General features: G+C 71.0%; 18 protein-coding genes. 10 read left to right on the top strand and 8 right to left on the bottom strand.

From position 1 onward, the window contains the following. Position 1 precedes the first annotated feature (1 nt). Both ACIBCU_RS05345 and ACIBCU_RS05340 read right to left on the bottom strand, forming a co-directional pair. Entirely contained in the window at positions 2-790 is a 789-nt protein-coding gene (locus ACIBCU_RS05345) for a sugar phosphate isomerase/epimerase family protein (protein ID WP_399229372.1), read from the bottom strand. A 60-nt stretch (positions 791-850) separates the two neighbouring features. Beyond that, positions 851-1,918 carry a LacI family DNA-binding transcriptional regulator gene (locus tag ACIBCU_RS05340; RefSeq protein ID WP_399229369.1) on the bottom strand — a complete coding sequence of 356 codons (1,068 nt, stop codon included), beginning with the start codon at positions 1,916-1,918 and terminating at the stop codon, positions 851-853. Positions 1,919-2,028: 110 nt separating this feature from the next. Between ACIBCU_RS05340 and ACIBCU_RS05335 the strand changes: the two genes are divergently transcribed. The 4 genes from ACIBCU_RS05335 to ACIBCU_RS05320 all read left to right on the top strand — a co-directional run bounded on the left by ACIBCU_RS05335 (position 2,029) and on the right by ACIBCU_RS05320 (position 7,386). Then, entirely contained in the window at positions 2,029-3,180 is a 1,152-nt protein-coding gene (locus tag ACIBCU_RS05335) for a Gfo/Idh/MocA family oxidoreductase (protein ID WP_362926675.1), read from the top strand. After that, positions 3,177-4,319, top strand: coding sequence for a dihydrodipicolinate synthase family protein (locus ACIBCU_RS05330; RefSeq protein ID WP_399229367.1), 1,143 nt, complete (start codon positions 3,177-3,179; stop codon positions 4,317-4,319). Before ACIBCU_RS05335 ends, ACIBCU_RS05330 begins: the two co-directional genes overlap by 4 nt. Beyond that, positions 4,316-5,149 carry a sugar phosphate isomerase/epimerase family protein gene (locus ACIBCU_RS05325; RefSeq protein WP_362926672.1) on the top strand — a complete coding sequence of 278 codons (834 nt, stop codon included), beginning with the start codon at positions 4,316-4,318 and terminating at the stop codon, positions 5,147-5,149. Before ACIBCU_RS05330 ends, ACIBCU_RS05325 begins: the two co-directional genes overlap by 4 nt. A gap of 299 nt (positions 5,150-5,448) precedes the next feature. Continuing rightward, entirely contained in the window at positions 5,449-7,386 is a 1,938-nt protein-coding gene (locus ACIBCU_RS05320; protein WP_399229365.1) for a glycosyltransferase family 2 protein, read from the top strand. 73 nt (positions 7,387-7,459) lie between these two features. On the opposite strand, the gene ACIBCU_RS05315 is transcribed toward ACIBCU_RS05320, so the two are convergent. Continuing rightward, positions 7,460-7,840 carry a winged helix-turn-helix transcriptional regulator gene (locus tag ACIBCU_RS05315; RefSeq protein WP_399229363.1) on the bottom strand — a complete coding sequence of 127 codons (381 nt, stop codon included), beginning with the start codon at positions 7,838-7,840 and terminating at the stop codon, positions 7,460-7,462. A gap of 126 nt (positions 7,841-7,966) precedes the next feature. On the opposite strand from ACIBCU_RS05315, the gene ACIBCU_RS05310 reads away from it, so the two are divergent. Next, complete coding sequence (locus ACIBCU_RS05310; RefSeq protein ID WP_362926667.1) at positions 7,967-8,374, top strand: RidA family protein; 408 nt, start codon at positions 7,967-7,969, stop codon at positions 8,372-8,374. Here the strand turns inward: ACIBCU_RS05310 and ACIBCU_RS05305 are convergent. Next, a complete protein-coding gene (locus ACIBCU_RS05305; protein WP_399229359.1) occupies positions 8,364-9,110 on the bottom strand; it encodes a class I SAM-dependent methyltransferase in 747 nt (248 codons plus the stop codon). The genes ACIBCU_RS05310 and ACIBCU_RS05305 overlap by 11 nt on opposite strands. Before the next feature lie 360 nt (positions 9,111-9,470). Here ACIBCU_RS05305 and ACIBCU_RS05300 point away from each other — a divergent pair, with 360 nt between their 5' ends. Then, positions 9,471-10,466, top strand: a complete 996-nt coding sequence (locus ACIBCU_RS05300; protein ID WP_399229357.1) for a hypothetical protein — start codon at positions 9,471-9,473, stop codon at positions 10,464-10,466. 60 nt (positions 10,467-10,526) lie between these two features. Here the strand turns inward: ACIBCU_RS05300 and ACIBCU_RS05295 are convergent, their stop codons facing one another. Continuing rightward, complete coding sequence (locus ACIBCU_RS05295) at positions 10,527-11,948, bottom strand: hydrolase (protein WP_399229355.1); 1,422 nt, start codon at positions 11,946-11,948, stop codon at positions 10,527-10,529. Positions 11,949-12,120: 172 nt separating this feature from the next. On the opposite strand from ACIBCU_RS05295, the gene ACIBCU_RS05290 reads away from it, so the two are divergent. The 3 genes from ACIBCU_RS05290 (at position 12,121) to ACIBCU_RS05280 (ending at position 19,691) form a co-directional block, all read left to right on the top strand. Next, a complete protein-coding gene (locus ACIBCU_RS05290) occupies positions 12,121-14,352 on the top strand; it encodes an ATP-dependent RecD-like DNA helicase (protein ID WP_362926654.1) in 2,232 nt (743 codons plus the stop codon). 185 nt (positions 14,353-14,537) lie between these two features. Next, positions 14,538-15,845, top strand: coding sequence for a citrate synthase (locus ACIBCU_RS05285; protein WP_399229353.1), 1,308 nt, complete (start codon positions 14,538-14,540; stop codon positions 15,843-15,845). 171 nt (positions 15,846-16,016) lie between these two features. After that, complete coding sequence (locus tag ACIBCU_RS05280; RefSeq protein WP_399229351.1) at positions 16,017-19,691, top strand: hypothetical protein; 3,675 nt, start codon at positions 16,017-16,019, stop codon at positions 19,689-19,691. A gap of 641 nt (positions 19,692-20,332) precedes the next feature. Here the strand turns inward: ACIBCU_RS05280 and ACIBCU_RS05275 are convergent. Next, a complete protein-coding gene (locus tag ACIBCU_RS05275) occupies positions 20,333-20,638 on the bottom strand; it encodes a heavy-metal-associated domain-containing protein (RefSeq protein ID WP_399229349.1) in 306 nt (101 codons plus the stop codon). Between the two features lie 270 nt (positions 20,639-20,908). Between ACIBCU_RS05275 and ACIBCU_RS05270 the strand changes: the two genes are divergently transcribed. Beyond that, positions 20,909-21,961 carry a zinc-dependent alcohol dehydrogenase family protein gene (locus ACIBCU_RS05270; protein ID WP_399229347.1) on the top strand — a complete coding sequence of 351 codons (1,053 nt, stop codon included), beginning with the start codon at positions 20,909-20,911 and terminating at the stop codon, positions 21,959-21,961. A 35-nt stretch (positions 21,962-21,996) separates the two neighbouring features. Here the strand turns inward: ACIBCU_RS05270 and ACIBCU_RS05265 are convergent, their stop codons facing one another. Further along, positions 21,997-22,188: a MerR family transcriptional regulator gene (locus tag ACIBCU_RS05265; RefSeq protein ID WP_362926645.1), complete on the bottom strand. Its 192-nt coding sequence runs from the start codon at positions 22,186-22,188 to the stop codon at positions 21,997-21,999. A gap of 166 nt (positions 22,189-22,354) precedes the next feature. Next, positions 22,355-23,281: a sugar phosphate isomerase/epimerase gene (locus tag ACIBCU_RS05260; protein WP_362926644.1), complete on the bottom strand. Its 927-nt coding sequence runs from the start codon at positions 23,279-23,281 to the stop codon at positions 22,355-22,357. Positions 23,282-23,297: the final 16 nt, after the last annotated feature.

Here is a 23,297-nt window from a genome sequence, read left to right as displayed (position 1 = left end):
CCTACTGCTTCGGCGCGCCGAGCCGCAGGATGTGCTCCCGCCCCGCCGCGAGCAGGTCCGGCAGACCGGCGGCCCCGGCGTACCAGCGCTTCTCGTACTCCCAGCAGACCCAGCTGTCCTGGTCCAGCATGTCCAGGCATGCCTTCAGGGGCAGCGCTCCCGCGCCGAGGGCGAGCGGCGCGGTGTCCTCGGCGGAGGCGATGTCCTTCACCTGTACGTATCCCAGGTGCGGGGCCAGCACCGCATGGCTGGCCGCGGGGTCCTCGCCGGCCAGCCAGGTGTGCATGACGTCCCAGATCGCGCCGATCTGCCCGTGTCCGACGGTGCCCACGACCCGGGCCACGTCGGCCCCGGCGCGGTGCGAGTCATGGGTCTCCAGCAGGATGCGTACGCCCAGGTCGGCGGCGTGCGGCGCGGCGGCTCCCAGGCGCCGTGCGGCGATCGCGTCGGCCTCCGCGGGGTCCTGGTCCCCGCCGCCGGGGAACACCCGGACGTTGGCCGCGCCCAGGTCGCGCGCCAGCTCCACCAGCTCGGCGAGCGCGGCGATCACCGGCCCGTCCTCACCCTCGGAGGCCACGCGCACATACCCGGCGACGGTGAGGATCTCGACGCCTCCACGCTTGAACTCCTCCGCCACAGAGGCCCGTTCGAGCGAGGTCAGGCCGGGGTGGACCGGCTCCTCGGGATGGGCGCGCAGCTCCACCCCCTGGTAGCCGTTCCCGGCGGCGAGCCGCACCACGTCCGCCACGGGCATCCCCGGAACCCCGAGGGTGGAGAAAGCGAGCTTCACGGTGTCTGTCCTTTCATCGGTGCGGTCCTGACCAGTACCCGTGTTCGCGGGGGAGAATCCTCATCCCAGCCGCGGCGGCGCCGTCGATCCGCGTGCCATGAGCTCCGCGGCGATCGTCGCCGTGCCTCCCGCCGGAGGTGTCTCCTTGCCCATCGCCAGCCGGCCCGCCCGCGCCCCCGCCTCGAACAACGGCAGCCGTACGGTCGTCAGGGCCGGTACGGCGTCCACGGAGAACGGCAGATCGTCGAAGCCGGCCACCGAGATGTCCTCGGGGATGCGGAGCCCACGCTCCCGGACCGCCGCACAGGCACCGAGTGCCACGGTGTCGTTGGCGGCGACGACCGCCGTCACGTCCGGTTCCCTGCGCAGGAGTTCGAGGGTGGCGTCGTAGCCGGAGCTCCGGTCGTACGGGCCGTGCACGGTGACGCTCTCCTCGTCCCCGTACAGCCCCGCGGCCTTCATGGCCTCGCGGTGCCCCTCCAGCCGGTGCCGGGTCGTGGTGCGCTCCATGGGCCCGGCGACGTAGCCGATCCGGCGGTGGCCCAGGGCGATCAGATGCTCGGTGAGGCGCCTGGCACCGCCCCGGTTGTCGAAGGTCAGCGCGGCGACCACCGCGTCGGTGCCCGGCAGCGGAGGGCGTCCGCAGAAGACGATCCGGGTGCCGGCGTCCGCGAGCTTGGCCAGCTTCACCGCCATCGCGGCCTGGTGTGCCGGGTCCTCCAGCGCGCCGCCGGTCAGGACGACGGCCGCGGCGCGCTGCCGCTGCAGCAGGGTGAGATAGGTGAGTTCGCGCCCCGGGGAGCCGCCGGTGTTGCACACGACGGCGAGCTTCTCGCCGCCCGCGCGGCCGGTTCCGTCGCCCGGGCCGCCGATCTCGCTCTGCGCCGCTCCGGCCATGATGCCGAAGAACGGGTCGGCGATGTCGTTGACCAGGATGCCCACCAGGTCGGACGTGGCGGCGGCGAGCGAGCTGGCCGGGCCGTTCAGTACGTAGTCCAGATCGTCCACCGCGCGCAGGACCCGCTCCCGGGTGGACGAGGCCACCGGGTAGTTGCCGTTCAGGACGCGGGACACGGTGGCCGGGGACACCCGGGCGCGGGCCGCTACGTCCGCCAGGGTGACTGTCATCGCTCTCCTCCGAGGAGTTGTGGCGCGGCCCCCCTTGTCCGGGCCACTGTCGGCAGGCTAGCGTCATACCGCATAGAAAGCGCTTGCTACGGCTGTATGGAGGAACTTTCGTGACACGCAGGACAGTGCGCATCGCCATGAACGGCGTCACGGGACGCATGGGATACCGGCAGCACCTGGTGCGCTCGATCCTCGCGATCCGCGAGCAGGGCGGCCTCGACCTCGGTGACGGCGACGTGCTGTGGCCGGAACCCGTCCTCGTCGGCCGCCGCGCCCACGCGCTGGAGGCGCTCGCCGAGCAGCACGGCCTCACCGAGTGGTCGACGGACCTGGACGCGGTGCTCGCCGACGACTCGATCGACGTCTACTTCGACGCCCAGGTCACCTCGGCCCGTGTCGAGGCGATCAAGAAGGCGATCGCGGCCGGCAAGCACATCTACACCGAGAAGCCCACCGCGACCGACGTCGAGGGCGCGCTCGAACTGGCCCGCCTCGCCCGCGACGCCGGCATCAAGCACGGCGTGGTCCAGGACAAGATCTTCCTCCCGGGCCTGCTCAAGCTGAAGCGCCTCATCGACGGCGGCTTCTTCGGCGAGATCCTCTCGGTGCGCGGCGAGTTCGGCTACTGGGTCTTCGAAGGCGACTGGCAGGAGGCCCAGCGCCCCTCCTGGAACTACCGCGCGGAGGACGGCGGCGGCATCGTCGTCGACATGTTCCCGCACTGGGAGTACGTCCTGCACGAGCTGTTCGGCCAGGTCACCAGCGTCTCGGCCCATGTGCAGACGCACATCCCGCAGCGCTGGGACGAGCAGGGCAAGCCCTACGCCGCCACCGCCGACGACGCCGCGTACGGCACCTTCCAGCTGGCGGGCGGCGCAGTCGCCCAGATCAACTCCTCCTGGGCGGTCCGCGTCAACCGCGACGAGCTCGTCGAGTTCCAGGTCGACGGCACCCACGGCTCGGCCGTCGCCGGCCTCCGCAACTGCCGTGTCCAGCACCGCTCGGCCACCCCCAAGCCGGTCTGGAACCCCGACCTGCCGGTCACCGAGCCCTTCCGCGACCAGTGGCAGGAAGTCCCCGACAACGGCGAGTTCGACAACGGCTTCAAGGCCCAGTGGGAGCTCTTCCTGCGCCACATCGTCCTCGACGAGCCCTACACCTGGGACCTGATGGCCGGCGCCCGGGGCGTCCAGCTCGCCGAGCTCGGCCTCAAGTCCTCCGCCGAGGGCCGCCGCTTCGACGTGCCGGAGCTGAGCCTGTGACCATCCACCTCCCGCAGGGGCCCTACGAGCCCCGGACCACCCCGCTCGGCCTGGCACCGTCCGGGGCGCCGCTCGCCTCCCGTACGGTCTTCTCCGCAGCCCACGTCGTCGCCGACCCGTACGCCGACATCAGCACCGACGACCCCGCCGCCGTCGACTGGGACGCCACCCTCGCCTTCCGCCGTCACCTCTGGTCGCACGGCCTGGGCGTCGCCGAGGCCATGGACACCGCGCAGCGCGGCATGGGCCTGGACTGGGCCGGCGCGGCGGAGCTGATCCGCCGCTCCGCCGCCGAGGCGAAGTCGGTGGGCGGCAGGATCGCCTGCGGCGTGGGCACCGACCAGCTCACCGGCCCCGCCACCCTGCCCGAGGTGCGCGCCGCGTACGAGGAACAGCTCGCCCTGGTCGAGGAGAGCGGCGCCCAGGCCATCCTGATGGCCTCCCGTGCGCTGGCCGCCGCGGCGAACGGCCCCGAGGACTACCTGGAGACATACGCCCATCTCCTGCGCCAGGCCACGGAGCCGGTCGTCCTGCACTGGCTCGGCCCCATGTTCGACCCCGCGCTGGAGGGCTACTGGGGCAGCGCGGACCTGGACGCCGCCACGGACACCTTCCTCAAGGTCATCGCGGAACACCCGGACAAGGTCGACGGCATCAAGATCTCGCTCCTGGACGCCGAGCGGGAGGTCGACGTCCGGCGCCGTCTGCCCAGCGGGGTGCGCTGCTACACGGGCGACGACTTCAACTACCCCGAGCTGATCGCGGGCGACGACCGGGGCTTCAGCCACGCCCTGCTCGGCATCTTCGACCCGCTCGGCCCGCTGGCCGCCCACGCGGTGCGGGTCCTGGACACCGGGGACACCGAGGGCTTCCGCGCGCTCCTGGACCCCACGGTCGAGCTGTCGCGCCATCTGTTCCAGGCCCCAACCCGTTTCTACAAGACGGGCGTGGTGTTCCTCGCCTGGCTCGCGGGCCACCAGGACCACTTCACGATGGTCGGAGGCCTGCAGTCCGCCCGCTCGCTGCCGCACCTGGCGAAGGCGTACGAACTGGCCGACCGCCTCGGCCTGTTCCCGGACCCCGAGCTGGCCGAGGCCCGCATGCGCGCTCTGCTGAACGTCCACGGAGGAAGCCGATGACCAGCGAACTCTCCCGCCTCTCCATCAACCAGGAGACGGTCAGGCAGCTCTCCCTGCCGGAGCTCGTCGAGGGCTGCGCCAAGGCGGGCATCGGCCAGGTCGGCCTGTGGCGCGCCCCGGTGCAGGAGTACGGCGTCGAGCGTGCCGGGCAGCTGATGAGGGACGCGGGCCTCACCGTCACCAGCCTCTGCCGCGGCGGCTTCCTCACCGCCACGGACCCCGCCGCACGCGCCCGCGCCCTGGACGACAACCGTGCGGCGGTCGACGAGGCCGCGGGTGTGAACACCGACACCCTCGTCCTGGTCTCGGGCGGTCTTCCCGACGGGGAGAAGGACCTGTACGCCGCCCGGGAGCGCATCGCCGACGCGCTGGCGGAGCTCGCCCCGTACGCCGCCGAGCGCAGCATCCGCCTCGCGATCGAGCCGCTCCACCCGATGTTCGCCTCGGACCGCTGCGTCGTCTCCACCCTGTCCCAGGCCCTGGACCTCGCCGAGCGTTTCCCGGCCGAGCAGGTCGGCGTGGTCGTGGACGCGTACCACATCTGGTGGGACGACCAGGTGCCCGCACAGATCGCCCGGGCGGGCGCGGGCGGCCGGATCCACTCCTTCCAGCTGGCCGACTGGATCACTCCGCTTCCGGCGGGAGTTCTGGTGGGCCGGGGCCAACTGGGCGACGGCAGCGTGGACTTCCGCGCGATGCGCCGGCAGGTCGAGGCCACCGGCTTCGACGGGCCGATCGAGGTCGAGATCTTCAACGAGGAGCTCTGGGCCCGTGACGGAGCCGAAGTGATCGCCGAAGTCGCCGCCCGGTACCTGGAACATGCCTGCTGAGAGCGGGTCGACGACTCGAAGGCAAAGAGATCGTCAAGGCGTGCAACCTTTACGTACCCTTCCCGGTCGTACTCTGCGTCGGGACTTCCGGGGAGGGGTCCGGGGGGATCGGGAAGCCCGACGGAGGGGGAAAGCGAGGGGGGTCCGGCCCGTGGGCCGGGCCCCATTCCGCTTGCGTGAGCCGTCCGTGAGCCGTCCGGACGGTTCGGAGGACCGGATCAGGGTTTCAACCCCTCGTCGTCCGGCCCGGGGAGGGAGGGTTCGGATGCCCCGCGCCCGCCAACGTGAAGGTCCGTGGAATGCCGAGAGTCAAAGTCAGCGTGATCGTCCCCGTGTACAACACCGGGAAATACGTCGACGAGTGTGCCCCGTCGCTGCTCGGCCAGAGCCTTCCGGCCGACGAATACGAGGTCATCTACGTCGACGACGGGTCCACGGACGACACCCTGGCACGCCTGGAGAAGCTGGCGGCCGGGCACGACCACGTCCACGTGCACACCCAGCCCAACTCCGGCTGGCCGGGCGCGCCGCGCAACCTCGGCATGAAGCACGCCAGGGGCGAGTACGTGCAGTTCGTCGACCACGACGACAAGCTCGGACCCGAGGCCCTCGAGCGGCTGTACGAGCACGCGACGCGCAATCGGGCCGACGTGGTGATCGGCAAGATGTCCAGCACGATGGTGCGGCCCCGGCGGCTGTTCCGGTACACGCTGGACAGCTGCACGATCGAGAACGACGAGCTCATGCAGAGCATGTCACCGCACAAGATGTTCCGGCGGGCCTTCGTCGAGAAGCACGGGCTGCGCTTCCCCGAGGGCCCGTGGATCATGGAGGATCTCGCCTTCGTCACCGCCGCCTATCTGAAGGCGGAACGGATCTCGGTCCTGGCCGACTACCCCTGCTACTACTGGATGAAGCGGGACGACGGCGGGAACAACACCCGCCACCGGTTCAATCCGCGGCACGGGTTCTGGCCCAACCTCCGTACCGTCATCGGGCAGATCAAGGACGGCACCAGCCCCTCCGACGACGTCGACGCCCTGCAGAACCGGCTCCTGCACCGCCTCTACCACGTCGAGGTTCTGTCCAGGGCCCGTGAGCCCGAGATCCTGCGCGAGGACCCGGCCGAGCAGCGACAGCGGTTCGACACCGCGCGCGAGGTGGCGCTGGGGGAGTTCCCGGCCGCCGTGCGGCGTGGGCTGCCCGCGGTGAGCGGGGTGAGGGCCGAACTGCTGGAACGCGGCGACTTCGCCGGGGCGGTCGCGTTCGCGGAGCACGTCCGCACCGTGACAGCCCGCAGCGAGCTCGGCGCACCGCACTGGCACGACGGCTGCCTCGTCGCCGACGTCACGCTGGAACTGCTGCGCGGCGACGGTGAGCCGCTGGTCCTGACCGAGCGCGACGGGAAGTGGTGGCTCGACCCGGAGCTGCTCACCGGCGTACCGGGGACGGAAGGCGGATGGGAGGTCCGCGACCCGCTCCGGATGGCGTACGCGGAACTGGTCGTCAAGGACCGCGACCGGGAGGACTGGTGGTACCCGGACGGTGACCTGGAGGTCAGGCTCCAGCCCCTGGGGGAGGGCCGGTCCCGGCTCCTCGCCTCCGGACGGCTCCGCCTCGACCCGCGGAGACTGGCCGGCGGACGGCGGCTCGAGCGCGGGGTCTACGACGTGTGGGCGTTCGTCAGCCTGCTGGGCATCGACCGGATGGTCCGGGTGGCCGGCCAGGGCGTCCCGGGCGGCCCGGCCGCGGGTCCGGCGCTGACCGGCGGCCGGCTCGCGCTCCCGTACCTGACCGCCGGTGTCGGCCAGCTCGCCCTCGACATGGACCAGCGCCTGCGAAGGCTCGGCCCCGACACGGCCGGTGCCGCCGCGGCGAACGCCGTACGCGGCGGGCGTTCGCTCCCGCTGCCCTATGTGGCGGCGAGCCCTGGAGACCCGGCTCCCGTCAAGGTCACCGTGTCCGCTCTGACGGTCACCGCCGAAGTGGTCCCCGCCGCCGACGGGCCGACGGCGGCGTTGCGCCTGCCCGCCCGTCTGAAGCTCCCGGACGGACGCCACCCGGTCACCCTGCCGAAGGCGGACGCGCCGGTCGCGTACGCCGTGGTCCGCGGCGGCGCCCTGCTCCGGCTGGAGGGCCCGGCGTACGAGGCCGGCGCCGGACGCCGGATCCTCGACACGGTCGCCGACAACGGCCAGGTCCGGCGCGTACGGCGACGGCTGGGCCGGTCGGGCTGAAGCCGGCACGGCGCCGGGCCGGGCGCTCGCGGGAGCGGCGCCGCGGCCTCCCGTGGGCCCGGGGCCGGTTGCCTCAGCCGTCGAAGCCGCTCCGGGCCGCCTCGATGTTGCCGAGGTTCCGGTGGGTCCAGTCGCACATCACGTCGACCGTCTTACGCAGCCCCTGGCCCGGCTCGGTCAAGGTGTACTCGACCTTCGGCGGGACCGTGGGATACACGGTCCGCTCGGCCAGACCGTTGCGCTCCAGCATGCGCAGGTTCTGGGTGAGCATCTTGTGGCTGATCCCCTCGACAGCGCTCCGCAGCTCACCGAAGCGCAGGGTGCGGTCGCCCAGGGCCTCGATGATCAGCAGCGCCCACTTGTTGGCGACGTCGGAGAAGATCTCCCGCGCCAGCGAATCCGCGCGCCTCAGGTCCGCCCGCTCCTCGGGCGAGCCGCTGAACTGCTTGGTCACCTTCAGGTTCCCCTGTCACCGAAAAGTGCGCTCTTCCACGTCAGCCCTCACTCTCCTAAGGTTTCCCAGTAACCACAAGAGAGCACGCGTCGACCCGTCGGGCCGCGCGGCAAGGAGGCGGACAGCATGGCCATCACCCTGACGAACCCCAAGGGACTGCCGGAGATCGACGTCTACCGCCAGGTGTCGGTCGCGACCGGTTCGAAGCTGGTCTCCGTCGCCGGCCAGGTCGCCTGGGACGCCGACGGTGTCACGGTCGGCGAAGGCGACCTCACCGCCCAGGTCGAACAGTGCTACCTGAACGTCGGCACCGCCCTGGCCGGGGTCGGAGGTTCTTTCGCCGACGTGACGAAGCTGACCGTGTACGTCGTCGACTGGACCCCCGACAAGATGCCCCTGCTCCTCGCGGGCATCTCCCGGGCCACCGAGAAGCTCGGGGTCACCGCGGCCCCGCCGGCGACACTCCTGGGGGTCGCGGCGCTGGACGTCCCCGCCCACCTGGTGGAGATCGAGGCCACCGCGGTCATGGAGTGAGGGGCCCGGGGCCGGCAGGCTTCCTGAAGAGCGCGGCCCAGAGGAAGTCCTCACCGAAACAGGGGGAGTCGGCCGGCTCGTCCCGCATCCGGCGCAGTTCGACCTCCTCCATCCCCTCGAAGATCCAGCGCAGGGATTCGGGGGTGAAGGCGAGGCCGCCCTGCAGCCCCCCTGCGCCGTAGAGTTCGGCGTCCGGGAGCTCGGAGCCCACCGCGCCGGAGGCGAAGCAGTTGAGGGCGAGATGCCCGCCGGGTGCGAGGGACCGCTCCACGAGCCGGAGATAGCTGACGCGCCGGTGCGGCGGCAGGTGGTGGAAACAGCCCGAGTCGTTGATCAGGTCGTACGGGCCGGCCGACGCGTCCTCGGCGAAGGCGTCGCCGCAGCGGAAGCGGATGTCCGCGCCTGCCTCCTGGGCGCGTTCCTCCGCCCAGGCAATGGCGCCGGGCGACAGATCGACGGCGTCCACCTCGAAGCCACGCGAGGCGAGCCAGAGTGCGTTGCGCCCCGGACCGCATCCGAGATCGAGCGCGCGCCCCGGGGGGACCAGCCCTCGCTCCACGTATGAGACGAGGCTTTCGTCGGGCTTCGCCGCGAAGAACGGCACCGGCTTCGACCGGTCCTCGTAGAACCCGTCCCACCAATTGCCGGCCCCGCTCGTCCACCGGTCGGCCTCCGGCGCGAACAGGCTGTCCATGAGCTTCAGTACATCGTCGACGGAGCGCACGTTCCGGTCCATCCGGAACCCCCTTTCCGAGGACCCGAATTTATCGCCACCCGACGTGAAGGGCCAGGTCAGAGCAGGTGAGCGGCGCCCCTGAACGGCTGGGTGGCGACCTCGCCGGACACCCGCCACCAACCCCTCAGGCGCACGGGCGCCCACGCGCCCACGCCCCACCCGAGGGCCGCCACGGGGTCAATGCCGGCTCCCCCGGGACGTCTTTCTCGCGGACTTCGCCCAGACGCACGCGAGGAGTGGGGGATGGCCGGGAGGGCAGGCAGATGCTTCCCGGGAAGTGCCCTGGCAGGCCTTGGCAGACGTTCCCGGCCGGGTGAGGCTGAGCCGGCCCTGTGCCGCAGACGGAGAGAAGAGACGAGCATGCCCGAGCGCGAGCGACTCGACCGTGACTCCTGGACCGTGCGCGGCGCCAGGGCCCGTACGCCCCCGCCGGCGAGCCTCCGCCGGCCGCACGCCGGGGTGTCACCGGCTTCGCGGGAGCTGCTCACGGCGTCACAGGTCGCCGCTTTTCAGAGCACTGCCGGCAATGCCGCCTTGCAGCGGCCCCTGCGGAGCGGCCCCGGGGCCGGTGTCCCGGTGCAACGCCTCGTGGAGGACCCGCAGGAGAGGCTCGACGCGTGGATCGAGAAGACGAACGCGCATGAGAAGAAGGCCGACGTGGGCGCAAAGGCCAGGCATTCGTCGGCGCTGAAGGCCTTCGGGCGGCCGGTCCCGGACGAGATGATCGAGATCGGTGAAGAGTCACAGGACTACGAGGCCGACCCGCAGGACGCTTCGGGGAAGCCGCCGCTCAGGGGCGGGGCGTTCAAGAACCTCTTCGGGAAGGACGACGGCGGTTCCTTCGCGGTGATGATGGAGAACTACCGCCAGAGCAAGGACACGGAGGACCCGGAGACCGGGGAAGTGGTCCCGCCTCCCGCCTATACCGCGAGTGACGTCTTCCTCAACCAGTGGACAGCGGCCGATTCGGTACTCGGTACGAGCGGCGGCCTCAGTGGCGCCGCGCTGAACAAGAAGGTCAAGGGGGCACTGGCGGAGGAGAAGACCGCCTCTGCCGGGATCCCGGACAAGCTGCCGGACCGCATCTACCGGCAGAACATCTCGGGAGCACAGGCCAAGAAGACTCTGGGTGGCATCCTCGGCGACAAGTCCAAGGTCTCCTTCCCCGAGGACAGTGATGAGTACAAGCAGATGATGGGCACGGTCAACGGGAAATCGACGCTCAACACCGTGCGGACGTACAACAAGGTGAAGGAACTTCCCCCGGAGCGCGCGTATTTCATCTCGGGAGGCGAGTTGACCAAGGACGCGGACGGCAATTTCCACATCAGCTTCGACATACGACGCCGCTCCTGACCGGGCGCCGGTCAAGGGCCCGATCAGGGCCATCATCAGGTCGCGGAGGCTGCCGGCCGATCACACCCTGAGCTTGACCGCCTCGATCCACGATGTGTTGTCGTGGGTGCCGGCGTAGGTGAATTCGAGCCCGTTCTCGGGATCGTCGCATGCCAGGCCGAGCCAGGCATCGCTGTTGACGTAGGTGGACTGGCAGACGGCACCCTTGCCGGCGTCGACGCTGATCGTGAACCCCATCAGGTCCGGGGCGTCCTTCTTGGTGCTGCCGACGTAGTTGTCGATGCCGTCCGCGGCGTTCGACCACGGCTCGGGGAAGTGTCCCTCACCCTTGGTCGACGCGGGGTCGGGAGTGAAGGCGCCGCCGGATGTGCCGTTGGTTCCGGACACGGCGATGTTGACGGCCTTGAGCGGCGTTCCCTCGCCGGCTGCGCCCGCCGGTTCACCGTCGCACACGGCGTCGGTCCAGCCCTTGTCCGCCGTGTACACCCGGTAGCAGATGTGCCGTCCGCCCGGGTCCTCCGTGGCCAGTTGCTGGACGGCGGTCGCCGCCGTCCTCTCCGGTGCCTCGGTCTCCTCCTTGTCGGAACCGCCGCCTTCCGCCCCCGCCCCGCCCGTCTGCCGTGCCGCGGCCGGAGGTGCCGTCGCCTCGGCGGACGGGGCCTTCGGCGCACCGGCGGACGGTGAGGGAGAGGGCGGCAGCGTGCTGATGGCGGCGTCCTGGGACTTCTCGGTGGCGGTGCTGCGGACCTGGGGCTTGTAGGCGATCCACAGCATCACGAACGTGATCGCCAGCGCCAGGAGGACACTGAGGAAGGCCACCAGCCAGCGCGGCAGGAAACCCCGCTGCACGTACGTGCCTTCCACGTCCAGCGGCGTCACACCCGACCGCTGCACGGCCAGGGTGTAGGGCCGTTGCTCCGCCGACCCGAACCAGATGATCTGCCGTGGTTTCAGCGTCGTCCTCACGAACGCCGCACGGCCCGGCTCGATCTGCACACTGCCCGGATGTATCTCGTAGGACAGTTGGTCGCCGTTGTCGCTGCCACTCACCGACGCCGTCAGCTTCGTGTTGCCCAGGTTGTCGACGGCCAGTTTCGGACGGCCACGGAAACGGCCCTTCACCGTCGGAGGTATCAACTCCGCCCGCACTTCCGTGAACGGAGTGATGGTGACGTTCCCCTCCGGAACCGTCGTCGCCTCCGGATGCTCCGTCGGCGTGATCCGCACGGCGTACGGATTCGGCCCCGCCGTCGCATCCGGCGTACGCGGCGGAGCGAACGTCAGATCCACCGACCCCGTCGTCCCCGGGTACAACCGCAGCGACTGCGGCTCCACGGCGGTCCAGGGCGCGAGAGAGCCCACCGCCTCGAAGCGGTACTCCTCCACCACGTCAGCGGTGTTACGCAGACGCAGCCGCACAGTCGCACTGCCACCCGGGTCCACGGTCGTGGAGGCGGGCTCAAGGGAAGTCCAGAGGCTCACTCCCGGACGTTAAACGCGGCGATGGTGCCGAGTCAGGAAGCCCTGGGGCACGACAGGTGCCCGAACAGGCGGGACCTGCTGCCCCCGCTCCCAGGCACGTGTGGAGCCGTCGTGGCCGCAGGTGCCGTAGTCCCGGCGCGGGCTGTCGTACCCGCCCGATACCGTCGACCCCATGTCCAACACCGCCGTACTCGAAGGCGTCCTGGAGCGGATCACCTACGCCAACGAGGAGAACGGCTACACGGTCGCCCGCGTCGACACCGGAAGAGGAGCAGGGGACCTGCTCACCGTCGTCGGTTCGCTGCTCGGCGCGCAGCCCGGTGAGTCGCTGCGGATGGAGGGGCGTTGGAGCTCCCACTCGCAGTACGGCAAGCAGTTCACCGTCGAGAACTACACGACGATCCTGCCCGCCACCATCCAGGGCATCCGCCGCTACCTCGGCTCCGGCCTGATCAAGGGCATCGGGCCGGTCATGGCCGACCGCATCACCACCCACTTCGGGGTGGACACCCTGGACATCATCGAGCAGCAGCCGAAGCGGCTCGTCGAGGTGCCCGGGCTCGGGCCGAAGCGGACGAAGATGATCGCCGCGGCCTGGGAGGAGCAGAAGGCGATCAAGGAGGTCATGGTCTTCCTCCAGACCGTCGGCGTCTCCACCTCCATCGCCGTCCGCATCTACAAGAAGTACGAGGACGCCTCGATCTCCGTCGTGAAGAACCAGCCCTACCGGCTGGCCTCCGACGTCTGGGGCATCGGATTCCTCACCGCCGACCGCATCGCCCAGGCCGTCGGGATCCCGCACGACAGCCCGGAGCGGGTCAAGGCCGGGCTGCAGTACGCCCTGTCGCAGTCCACCGACCAGGGGCACTGCTTCCTCCCCGAGGAGCGGCTGATCGCGGAGGGGGTGAAGCTGCTCCAGGTCGACACCGGTCTCGTCATCGACTGCCTGGCCGAGCTCGCGGAGGACCCCGAGGGTGTCGTGCGGGAGAAGGTGCCGGGTCCCGAGGACGGACAGCCGGTCACCGCCGTGTATCTCGTCCCCTTCCACCGCGCCGAGATCTCCCTCGCCGCACAGGTGCGGCGTCTGCTGCGTACGCCGGAGGACCGGATGCCGGCCTTCGGCGACGTCGACTGGGACAAGGCGCTGTCCTGGCTCGCCGGGCGTACGGGGGCGAAGCTGGCGCCCGAGCAGGAGGCGGCCGTCCGGCTCGCCCTCACCGAGAAGGTCGCCGTGCTGACGGGCGGCCCCGGCTGCGGGAAGTCGTTCACCGTCCGCTCCGTCGTCGAGCTGGCCCGCGCGAAGAACGCGAAGGTGGTGCTGGCCGCCCCCACCGGGCGGGCCGCCAAGCGGCTCTCGGAGCTGACCGGCGCCGAGGCGTCCACCGTGCACCGGCTGCTGGAGCTGAAGCCCGGCGGGGACGCGGCGTACGACCGTGACCGGCCGCTGGACGCCGATCTGGTCGTCGTCGACGAGGCGTCGATGCTCGATCTGCTCCTCGCCAACAAGCTCATCAAGGCGGTGGCACCCGGTGCCCATCTGCTGCTGGTCGGCGATGTGGACCAGCTGCCCTCGGTCGGCGCCGGGGAGGTGCTGCGGGATCTGCTCGCCGACGGCGGCCCGGTCCCGGCGGTCCGGCTGACCACCATCTTCCGTCAGGCCCAGAAGTCCGGCGTCGTCACCAACGCCCACCGGATCAACTCCGGGGTGCCGCCGCTGACCCAGGGACTGGACGACTTCTTCCTCTTCGTGGAGGACGAGACGGAGGACGCCGGGGTGCTCGCCGTGGATGTCGCGGCCCGTCGGATCCCGGCCAAGTTCGGCCTGAATCCCCGCCGTGACGTGCAGGTCCTCGCCCCGATGCACCGTGGTCCGGCAGGCGCCGGCCATCTCAACGGACTGCTCCAGCAGGCCATCACCCCGGGCCGCCCCGACCTGCCCGAGAAGCGGTTCGGCGGCCGGGTCTTCCGGGTCGGCGACAAGGTGACCCAGATCCGGAACAACTACGACAAGGGGGAGAACGGCGTCTTCAACGGCACCGTCGGCGTCGTCACCGCTCTCGACGCGGACGAGCAGAAGCTGACGGTCCTGACGGACGAGGAGGAGGAGATCGCGTACGACTTCGACGAACTGGACGAACTCGCCCATGCCTACGCGATGACCATCCACCGCTCCCAGGGCAGCGAGTATCCGGCAGTCGTCATCCCCGTCACCACCAGCGCCTGGATGATGCTCCAGCGGAACCTGCTGTACACCGCTGTGACCAGGGCCAAGAAGCTCGTCGTACTGGTCGGTTCACGCAAGGCCATCGGCCAGGCCGTCCGCACGGTTTCCGCAGGCAGGCGCTGCACGGCACTGGATTTCCGGCTCCGCGGCGAGGCGTCGGAAGACCTCCCGAAAAAATGATCGATCAAAACGGTGGGAAACATCACTGAGCCCTTCCGGAACCGGACCCCAGGGGGCAGGATGAGAAAGTTGACGGCACTCAGTGCCGCCATTAGGTCCAATGGACGACCCCGAGTGCACTCTCCTGAGCCAAATGGGGGAGGGTGGAGACAGTCAGGGCACCTCGAAGAAGAGGCACTACGTCGGTGAGGGATGACGTGAGCGACAGCGACAACTCTGTAGTACTGCGGTACGGCGATGACGAGTACACCTACCCGGTGATCGACAGCACCGTCGGCGACAAGGGCTTCGATATCGGGAAGCTCCGGGCCAATACGGGCCTGGTCACGCTGGACAGCGGATACGGCAACACAGCCGCCTATAAATCCGCCATCACGTACCTCGACGGTGAGCAGGGCATCCTGCGGTACCGCGGCTACCCGATCGAGCAGCTCGCCGAGAGCTCGACGTTCCTCGAGGTCGCCTACACGCTGATCAACGGCGACCTTCCCAAGGTCGACGAGCTGTCGGCCTTCAAGAACGAGATCACCCAGCACACGCTGCTGCACGAGGACGTCAAGCGCTTCTTCGACGGCTTCCCGCGCGACGCCCACCCGATGGCCATGCTGTCCTCGGTCGTCAGCGCGCTGTCCACCTTCTACCAGGACAGCCACAACCCGTTCGACGAGGAGCAGCGTCACCTCTCGACGATCCGGCTGCTGGCCAAGCTCCCGACGATCGCGGCGTACGCGTACAAGAAGTCGATCGGCCACCCGTTCGTCTACCCGCGCAACGACCTCGGCTACGTCGAGAACTTCCTGCGGATGACGTTCTCCGTGCCGGCCCAGGAGTACGTGCCGGACCCGGTCGTCGTCTCGGCGCTCGAGAAGCTGCTCATCCTGCACGCGGACCACGAGCAGAACTGTTCGACCTCCACCGTGCGTCTGGTCGGCTCCTCGCAGGCGAACATGTTCGCCTCGATCTCCGCCGGCATCTCGGCCCTGTGGGGCCCGCTGCACGGTGGCGCCAACCAGTCGGTGCTGGAGATGCTCGAGGGCATCCAGGCCAACGGCGGCGACGTCGACTCGTTCATCCAGAAGGTGAAGAACAAGGAGGACGGCGTCCGCCTGATGGGCTTCGGCCACCGGGTGTACAAGTCCTTCGACCCCCGCGCCAAGATCATCAAGGCCGCCGCCCACGACGTGCTGTCGTCGCTCGGCAAGTCCGACGAGCTGCTCGACATCGCGCTCAAGCTGGAGGAGCACGCGCTCTCCGACGAGTACTTCGTCTCGCGCAACCTCTACCCCAACGTGGACTTCTACACGGGTCTGATCTACCGCGCCATGGGCTTCCCGACCGAGATGTTCACCGTGCTGTTCGCGCTCGGCCGCCTTCCCGGCTGGATCGCCCAGTGGCACGAGATGATCAAGGAGCCGGGATCCCGCATCGGCCGCCCGCGCCAGATCTACACCGGCGAGGTCCTGCGCGACTTCGTCCCGGTCGAGGGCCGCTGATCCCCGACCACCCGTCGGTTCCGCCCCGCCGGAGCCGCTGACGTACCGGGCCTTCAGGGCCCACTGCCTTCGCCCCGCGTGCCGTGCTCGATCATCGAGCGCGGCGTACGGGGCGATTCGGCGTTCCGGGGGACGGCCGGGGAGTCCTGGGCCGGACCTAGCATGTCGGGCATGACAGAAATGCAGGCCGGGCCCGCCGGCCGCGTGCTCCGCGCCCTCCTCGGAGCGTCCTCCGGCACACCCGGAAACGAGGGTAGCGCCGCATCGGCCCAGGGCGAGGCGGGCGCCGCTCTCCGGGCCGTACAGCAGACGCGTCCGGCGCGTACGGTCGCGGCCAAGGTCGCCGCCGCGGGCGGAGCCGACCGCGAAACCGCTCTGCTGCTACGCGAGTTGGCGGGGAGTCAGCTCGGCGGCGACGTGGAGCGGTGGCGTGGCCTGCACGACGCACTCATCGGCCACCGGGGCAGCCTGCCCCAAGTGCTCGCCGAGGCGCCGGTGCCCGCGAAGCCCCCCGCCGAGGGCGCTGTCGTCCCGCCCGCGCCCCGGAGCGTCCACGCCACGCTCGGCCTGCTGCTGGAGCACGTCGAGCCGCAGCACGCCGCCGTCGCCCTGGCCGGCCTTCCCGAACGGGTGGCGGCGGAGCTGCTCGCCGGCGGGACGCTCCCCGCGCCGTCCCTCGTCACCGCCGTCCTCGACCACGGCGACTCCCGCGTCCGCGCCGCCCTGGCCCGCCACCCGCGGCTCGACACCCGGGTCCTGGCCCGTCTGCTCACCGTCGGCGACTCCGAGGTGGCGGCGGCCGTCTACCGCAACCCCCGCGCCACCCAGTCCCTGCGTCGTACCGTCGCGCACCGGCTCCCCGCCGAGCCGATGGACGACACGCTGCGCACGGAGCTGGTCTCACCGCGCGACGACGTTCCGCGTACCTGGCTCGCGCCGCTGCTCGGCTCCGGAGATCCGCAGCTGGTGGCGTCGGCCTTGCGGTCCGGACCCCGGCGGGTCGCTCAGCAGTACGCGCTGCTGAGAGTCTGGGAGCGCACCGGGCCGCACGAAGTACGAGCCCTGCTCGACGACCCGTCCGTGGCCCGTCACCTGAGCCGGGATGTCGTGAGCGCGGTCAGTGCTGCCCTGTCGGACGCCGGCTGCGGCGGCGTGGGCGAGGATCCCGGCCGGGACGGCCGCCCCGCAGACGCTGTACGTCGTCTGCGGGAACAGTGCGAGCCGTACGAGGATCCCGCGCGCCTGCCCGCCCTGCTGGCGACCACCCGGGGCACCAGCACCCTGCGTGATCTGCTCGCCGAGCCGTACGTCCACGACATCGACGCCCTGGCCCTGGCCCACGCGAAGAGCCCGTTCATGCCCAAGGCGTGCGAGGAGCTGGCCCGCCACGAAGCGGCGAGCGACGCGCAGCGCCTGGCGTTTCGCCTGAGTGTCCTCAACGAACCGTGGCGGGCCGACGGCCGCCGTGCCGGGAACATCGGTCTGCCGGGACAGCGCCTGGCCGAGGAGACGCTCGACGACAGTGCGGCCCGCTGGGCGGAGGGCATGGTCGATGCCGGCCTGCTCGACCCGGTCGAGCTGATACACGGGGCGCGACCGGCCGTCCACGCGATGGCCGCCCTCGCCGCGCTCGCCGAGCGGGCCCTGCTGACGGACGAGGCCGTGGCCGCGCTCCGCATGCTGGCCGACACCCACCTGGGCGAGGACCCCGGGATCTGGGCCGTACTCGACAGCTTGCTGCCCGAGCACCGCGGATCCGTGGCGGAGCTGATCGCGGACGCGGGCAGGGCCGCCCCGGCCGCCATCGGTGAGGTCGCTACCGCGCCAGGTGTCGAGGAGGAGCGTCCCTCCCCGGAAGCACACGCCTGCGCTCCGGCACCGTCGCAGTTGAGCCGCCGCGACCGGTCCCTGGCCCTGCCGGCCCTGGACCTGCTGTACTCCCTCGCTCCCGCCGGCACACCGCTGCCCGACGACCCCGATGTGCTGCGCGCGCTGGCCGAGTGCGACTGGAGTGACGCCCCTGGGCTGAGCACCCCGGAATGGTTCGCCGAAGCCTGCGCGGCCCACGGCATCGCCCCGTCCGGGGAAGGACCCGTCCACGTGGCGCCCACCCTCGCGGAGATACGGGCGCAGCGTCCGCAGACCCACGGGTCCAGCGCCCTCCTCACCGAACACGCCTACGTCCAGGGCGTTCTGCCCGCCGACGAACTGCTCACCCTGCTGCCGGCCGGCCACCTGCTGCTGCTCCCCCACGACTGGCGACGGCTCGCGTTCGCCCACGCCTGGCGGGCCGCGCTCGCCCGCCGGCTGCGCGCCGATCTCGGCGCCGATCCGGAGGCATGGCTGCGCCTGGCCGCCAGGGTGCCGGCGTCCGCCGTGTCCGGATCCACCGGTGACCCGGAGGGGCCCACCTGGGTGCAGTTGCTGCGCCTGGCACGCTCCGGTGACGGGCCTGCCCCGCACACCGCGGCCCAGTCGCCGGCCAAGGTCCCCACGCCGCGGAAGAGCTGGTTCCCGGACACGCCCCGGCCGCGCACCCCCGACGAGGCGATCAAGCTGCTGGAGCGGGGCAACCATCTGTGGGCGTGGCCGGAAGGCACTCTGCTGTGCCTGGCCGACGCCGAGGTGGCCGACGCCGTGCTGCCGCGGCTGGGCCCCGACGGGCCCTGGCTCCTCGCCGCGTACCTGCTGCGCTACGACCGCACTCCGCGCCACCTCCTCGACCGGTTGCTCGCCGGTCGTGATCCCGACGCGCTCCGCGTGCTCGCCGCGCAGTGCCGCTGGCTCAAGGACGGCTCGGCGGAGCGGCTGGCCGATCTCGACGACCCGGACATCGACCTCGTGCTCCTGCGGCATCTGACGCACCGGCCGACCGTCCACCGGATCGTGACCCGCTCCCGCCCTCACCGGGGAGCCGGACCGCCGTCGTCGGGGGCCCGCGTACTGGCCGAGTGGCGCGCCGGGGGCGGAGCCCGCCCGGCCGGGGGTCTGACCTGGCTGTGCTCGGCCGAACCCGGCCTGGTCGAGGAGCTCCTCATCCGCGAGGGTGCCCAACTGGGTCTCGGGCACCAGCTGTTGGGATGTCTGCGGCTGCTCGAACACGGCGGAGCCGACCGGCTGGCCGGCCTCGCGGGCCGCAATGTGCTGGGGCGGGCGGCCACATCGCTGTGCGCGAAGGCTCTGGCGTCCGCCGACCCCGCCGCGGTGCTCCGTGCCCGGCTCGACCGTGAACTGGCCCCGGAGAAGCTCCTCGTGAAACTGCGGCGCGCCCGTCACGCCGCCCAGGCGCGCGGCATCGTCCAGGCACTTCCGCCCGGTGAGCCCGTCGACTGGGAGGCGCTCGAAGCCGCCCACGAACAGGACCCGCTGCCGTACTGGGGTGATCTGATCAATCTGCCCGGGGTCCCCGAGGACGTACGGATGCGGCACGCGGCGCTGCTGCCGGAGCCGGGGCCCGACGGGCTGCCGGAGGGCGAGCGGCTGACCCGGGAGCGGGCCCGGCACGGGCTGGGCGACCAGTACCACTGCCCGCCGGCCACTCAGCTGGACGGGTTGCTCACCTCGGGTCTGCTGACCGGCGCGGACCTGCTGAGTCTCGCGACCCCGGCCGTACGGATGCTCGCCTATCTGAACGCGGCCGGCCGCCGCACGGACGCACCGGCCGAGGCCGCTGCCGCGCGGGCCGAGCTCGCCGTTCTCGTACGGACCCGGCTCGGCACGGACGGGGCGGCCTGGGCTCGGGTGGCGAGGAGACTGACCGGAGGCGCCACGGAGTGGGAGCCCCTGTCGACGGTGACCGCGCTGCTGAGCCGCCGCGCAGGGGCCCCTGAGCGGTTCACACCGTGAAGCCGCGGAACGCGAGAAGCGCCCCGTCTGCCGATCCCCCCACGGGTCGACGGACAGGGCGCTTCCCATATCCCGGAGCGGATTCCCCCCACGGGATCCGGCCGGGCGTTTGCGCGGGAGCCTGAACTCCCTTTGTTTTCCTGTGGTGCGTATTCAGTTCGGTCCTGCTGTGCGACTGCCGGGGTACGTACGCACGGGAGGGCCGCTCAAAGCTCCCCGGTGCACGTGCCCCGGCCACGCTTGCCCGGAGCGTCCCCCAAGACACTCCGTCGGACGTCCCCCAAGACATCCTTGGCATCGCACTCTTAGACTCACCAACCCATCAGATGGTTACCCTCAAATCGGTGTGATCTAAGTCTCTTTGTAGAAATTATGTGAAGGAGTGCAACCGCAGGCCGTCCGTCGTGACGAAGACCGTCGGTGACGTCTGCTGTCGCCCCCGCGAACATGGCTCTGACCTGCCAGGACGTGGTGAGCGGCAGAGTGGCCACAGGGTGGCCCCAGCCTGGAAGCGGTTGCTTCTGATGCTGCACAGAGTACGCCTCGAAGGGCGGATGAGGGCAGGGGCCACCTTGAGATCTCCATGAACCGGCGTGAGGCCGCCCTCGATGCGAGCCGCGCGAGGCGCGGGCCGCCGATCCTCAGGCGCGGCCCACGAGCTCGTAGCCCGCCTCGTCGACGGCCGCGCGTACGGCGTCGTCGGTCAGCGGCGCCGCGGAGGTGACGGTCACCCGGCCGGTGGCGGCCTCCGCCTTCACGGAGGTGACTCCCTCGATCCCGGAGACCTCCTCGGTGACCGCTCCTTCGCAGTGGCCGCAGGTCATCCCCTTCACCTCGTACACCGTGGTGACGCCGCCCGCCTGGGCGTCGGCCGCTCCGTCGTGGCGGGAACCGGTGGACGAGCAGCAGGAGCCGGCGGTCCGGGGCGTGTCGGTCTCGGCGGTCATGACGTTCTCCTCTTCGCAGGCACTGATGTGTGGCGGATGTGGTGCGAGGGGGCGCCGGGGGGCCCGGTGCACTTACCCGCACGGACAACTATACCCCTAGGGGGTATTTATGTGCTCCCGGTGTCCCTCCATCGAGTGTGTCGCACACCAGGGGCTCCACGTAGCGGCGTATCAACAAGATCAAGGCCGGGGCGTAGATTCGCCGGATCGCGGGGCGGCGCAGCCCTGAGGAACCGGACGGCGCGAGCCGGACCATGGGAGGCGGGGCCGATGCGGGCAGTGGTGTTCGAGGAGTTCGGGCAGGAGGCCCGGGTCCGGGACCTCCCGGGCCCCACCCCCTCGGCCGGGGGTGTCGTGGTCCGGGTCGAGGCCACGGGGCTGTGCCGGAGCGACTGGCACGGCTGGATGGGGCACGACCCGGACATCGTCCTGCCGCACGTCCCCGGACACGAACTGGCCGGGGTGGTCGAGGGGGTGGGCTCCGGTGTGTACAACTGGCGCCCCGGCGACCGGGTCACCGTGCCCTTCGTCTGTGCCTGCGGCCGGTGCTCCGCCTGCGCGGCCGGCGCCCAGCAGGTCTGTGAGCGGCAGACCCAGCCGGGCTTCACCCACTGGGGATCGTTCGCCGAGTACGTGGCACTGGAGCAGGCCGACGTCAATCTGGTCGCGGTGCCCGAGGGGCTGTCGTCAGCCACGGCGGCCGGGCTCGGATGCCGGTTCGCCACCGCGTTCCGGGCCGGCGTGGGACAGGGGCGGGTGGCGCCGGGGGAGTGGGTCGCCGTGCACGGCTGCGGCGGGGTCGGGCTGTCGGCCGTGATGATCGCGGTGGCGTGCGGGGCCAGGGTCGTCGCGGTCGACGTCTCGCGGCAGGCTCTGGAGCTGGCGCGGGCCTTCGGCGCGTCCGCCTGTGTGGACGCCTCGGCATACCCCGCCGGTGCCGACGAGGCCGTACGCGAACTGACCGGCGGCGGCGCGCATCTGTCGCTCGACGCGCTGGGGTCCCCGGTCACCTGTGCCGCCTCGGTGCGGAGCCTGCGCAGGCAGGGCCGTCATGTCCAGGTCGGGCTGCTGCCGTCTGCGGCCGGCGACCCCGTCGTACCCATGGCGCGGGTGATCGCACTGGAGCTGGAGATCCTCGGCAGCCACGGCATGGCCGCCCACGACTACCCGCCGATGATGGACATGGTCCGGGCCGGCACCCTGCGGCCGGATCTGCTGGTGACCTCCACCATCGGGCTGGACGCCGTCCCGGCGGCCCTCGCCGCGATGGGCACCGCCCCAGGAGCGGGCGTCACGATCATCGAACCGGCGGAGGAGGCCTGAGCGTTCGTGTCCGGCCGGCTCAACGGCCGGCCGGCTCAACGGCGCCGGTTGCTGGGCCGGGACGCGATCCACGCCAGGACGGTGTCCACGTACCAGTAGGGCTTCCCGTTCCGGACATCGTCGGGAGGCGGAAGAAGCCCGTGCTTGCGGTACGAACGGATCGTGTCCGGCTGGACCCGGATGTGTGCCGCAATGTCCTTGTACGACCAGAGCGTTCTGTCCGTCATGAATGACACCTCTCTGTACGTCCGCGCGCCTCTGTTCCGGTGAACGAGAGCGGCCCGGCCCGGGCAGGGGGCGTCGCGAGTCCGTGACAGGGACCCAGCGGAACGCGGACATACGTGACAGAGAGGTGACTGCTGGGGGAGGGGCTCGAGAGGCTGAAGAGGAAGCTCAGGAGGACGGCCGCGCGGGCCCGCAGATCCGGAGGAACTCCCGGGTGCGGCGTGCGATGGGCAGCGGCTTGTCGGGCGGGCAGGGATACATGTCCTGCTCGACGATGGCGAACAGGTCGGTGCCCAGGGCGCGCGCGGCATCCAGCACGGGCTCCAGCGCGGGCACTCCGCCCGGTGGTTCGCACATCACGCCCCGCGCCACGGCCGGGCCGAACGGCACCTCGTTCGCCACGACGTCCGCGAGCACCTCCGGGTCGACCTGCTTGAGGTGCAGATAGCCGATCCGCTCGCCGTAGGTCCTGATGAGCTTCACGCTGTCCCCGCCGCAGTACGCGTAGTGGCCGGTGTCGAGACAGAGCGAGACCAGGTCGGGGTCGGTGGCGTCGAGGAAGCGGTTGACGTTCTCCTCGCTGTCGATGTGCGTATCGGCGTGCGGGTGCACCACGATCCGCAGTCCGTAGCGGTCCCGGACCTCGCGGGCCAGGCGTTCCGTCTGGGTGGTGAGGTCGCGCCACTGCGCGGCGGTGAGCGTGCGGTCCTCCAGCACCTCGCCCGACTTGTCGTCCCGCCAGAACGACGGGATGACCACCAGATGTCCTGCGCCCATCGCCCGGGTGAGTGCCGCGATGCCCGCGACATGCTCCCAGGTCCGGTCCCAGACCGCCGGACCGTGGTGCAATCCCGTGAAGACGGTGCCCGCGGAGACGGCGAGATTCCGGCGTGCGGTCTCGTCCGCGAGCCGGGCGGGATCGGTCGGCAGATAGCCGTAAGGGCCGAGCTCGATCCACTCGTAACCCGCTTCGGAGACCTCGTCGAGGAATCGCTCCCAGGGCACCTGCTGCGGATCGTCGGGGAACCACACTCCCCACGAATCGGGTGCCGAACCGATGCGGATGCGGGCCGGAGGGGTTACGGAGGAGGTCATATCGCCCACCCTTCAG

Source organism: Streptomyces sp. NPDC051064 (genome assembly GCF_044455985.1).
GTDB lineage: Bacteria > Actinomycetota > Actinomycetes > Streptomycetales > Streptomycetaceae > Streptomyces.
The sequence above is the reverse complement of the archived record's forward strand: the minus strand, read 5'-3'. Positions and strand labels throughout refer to the sequence as shown.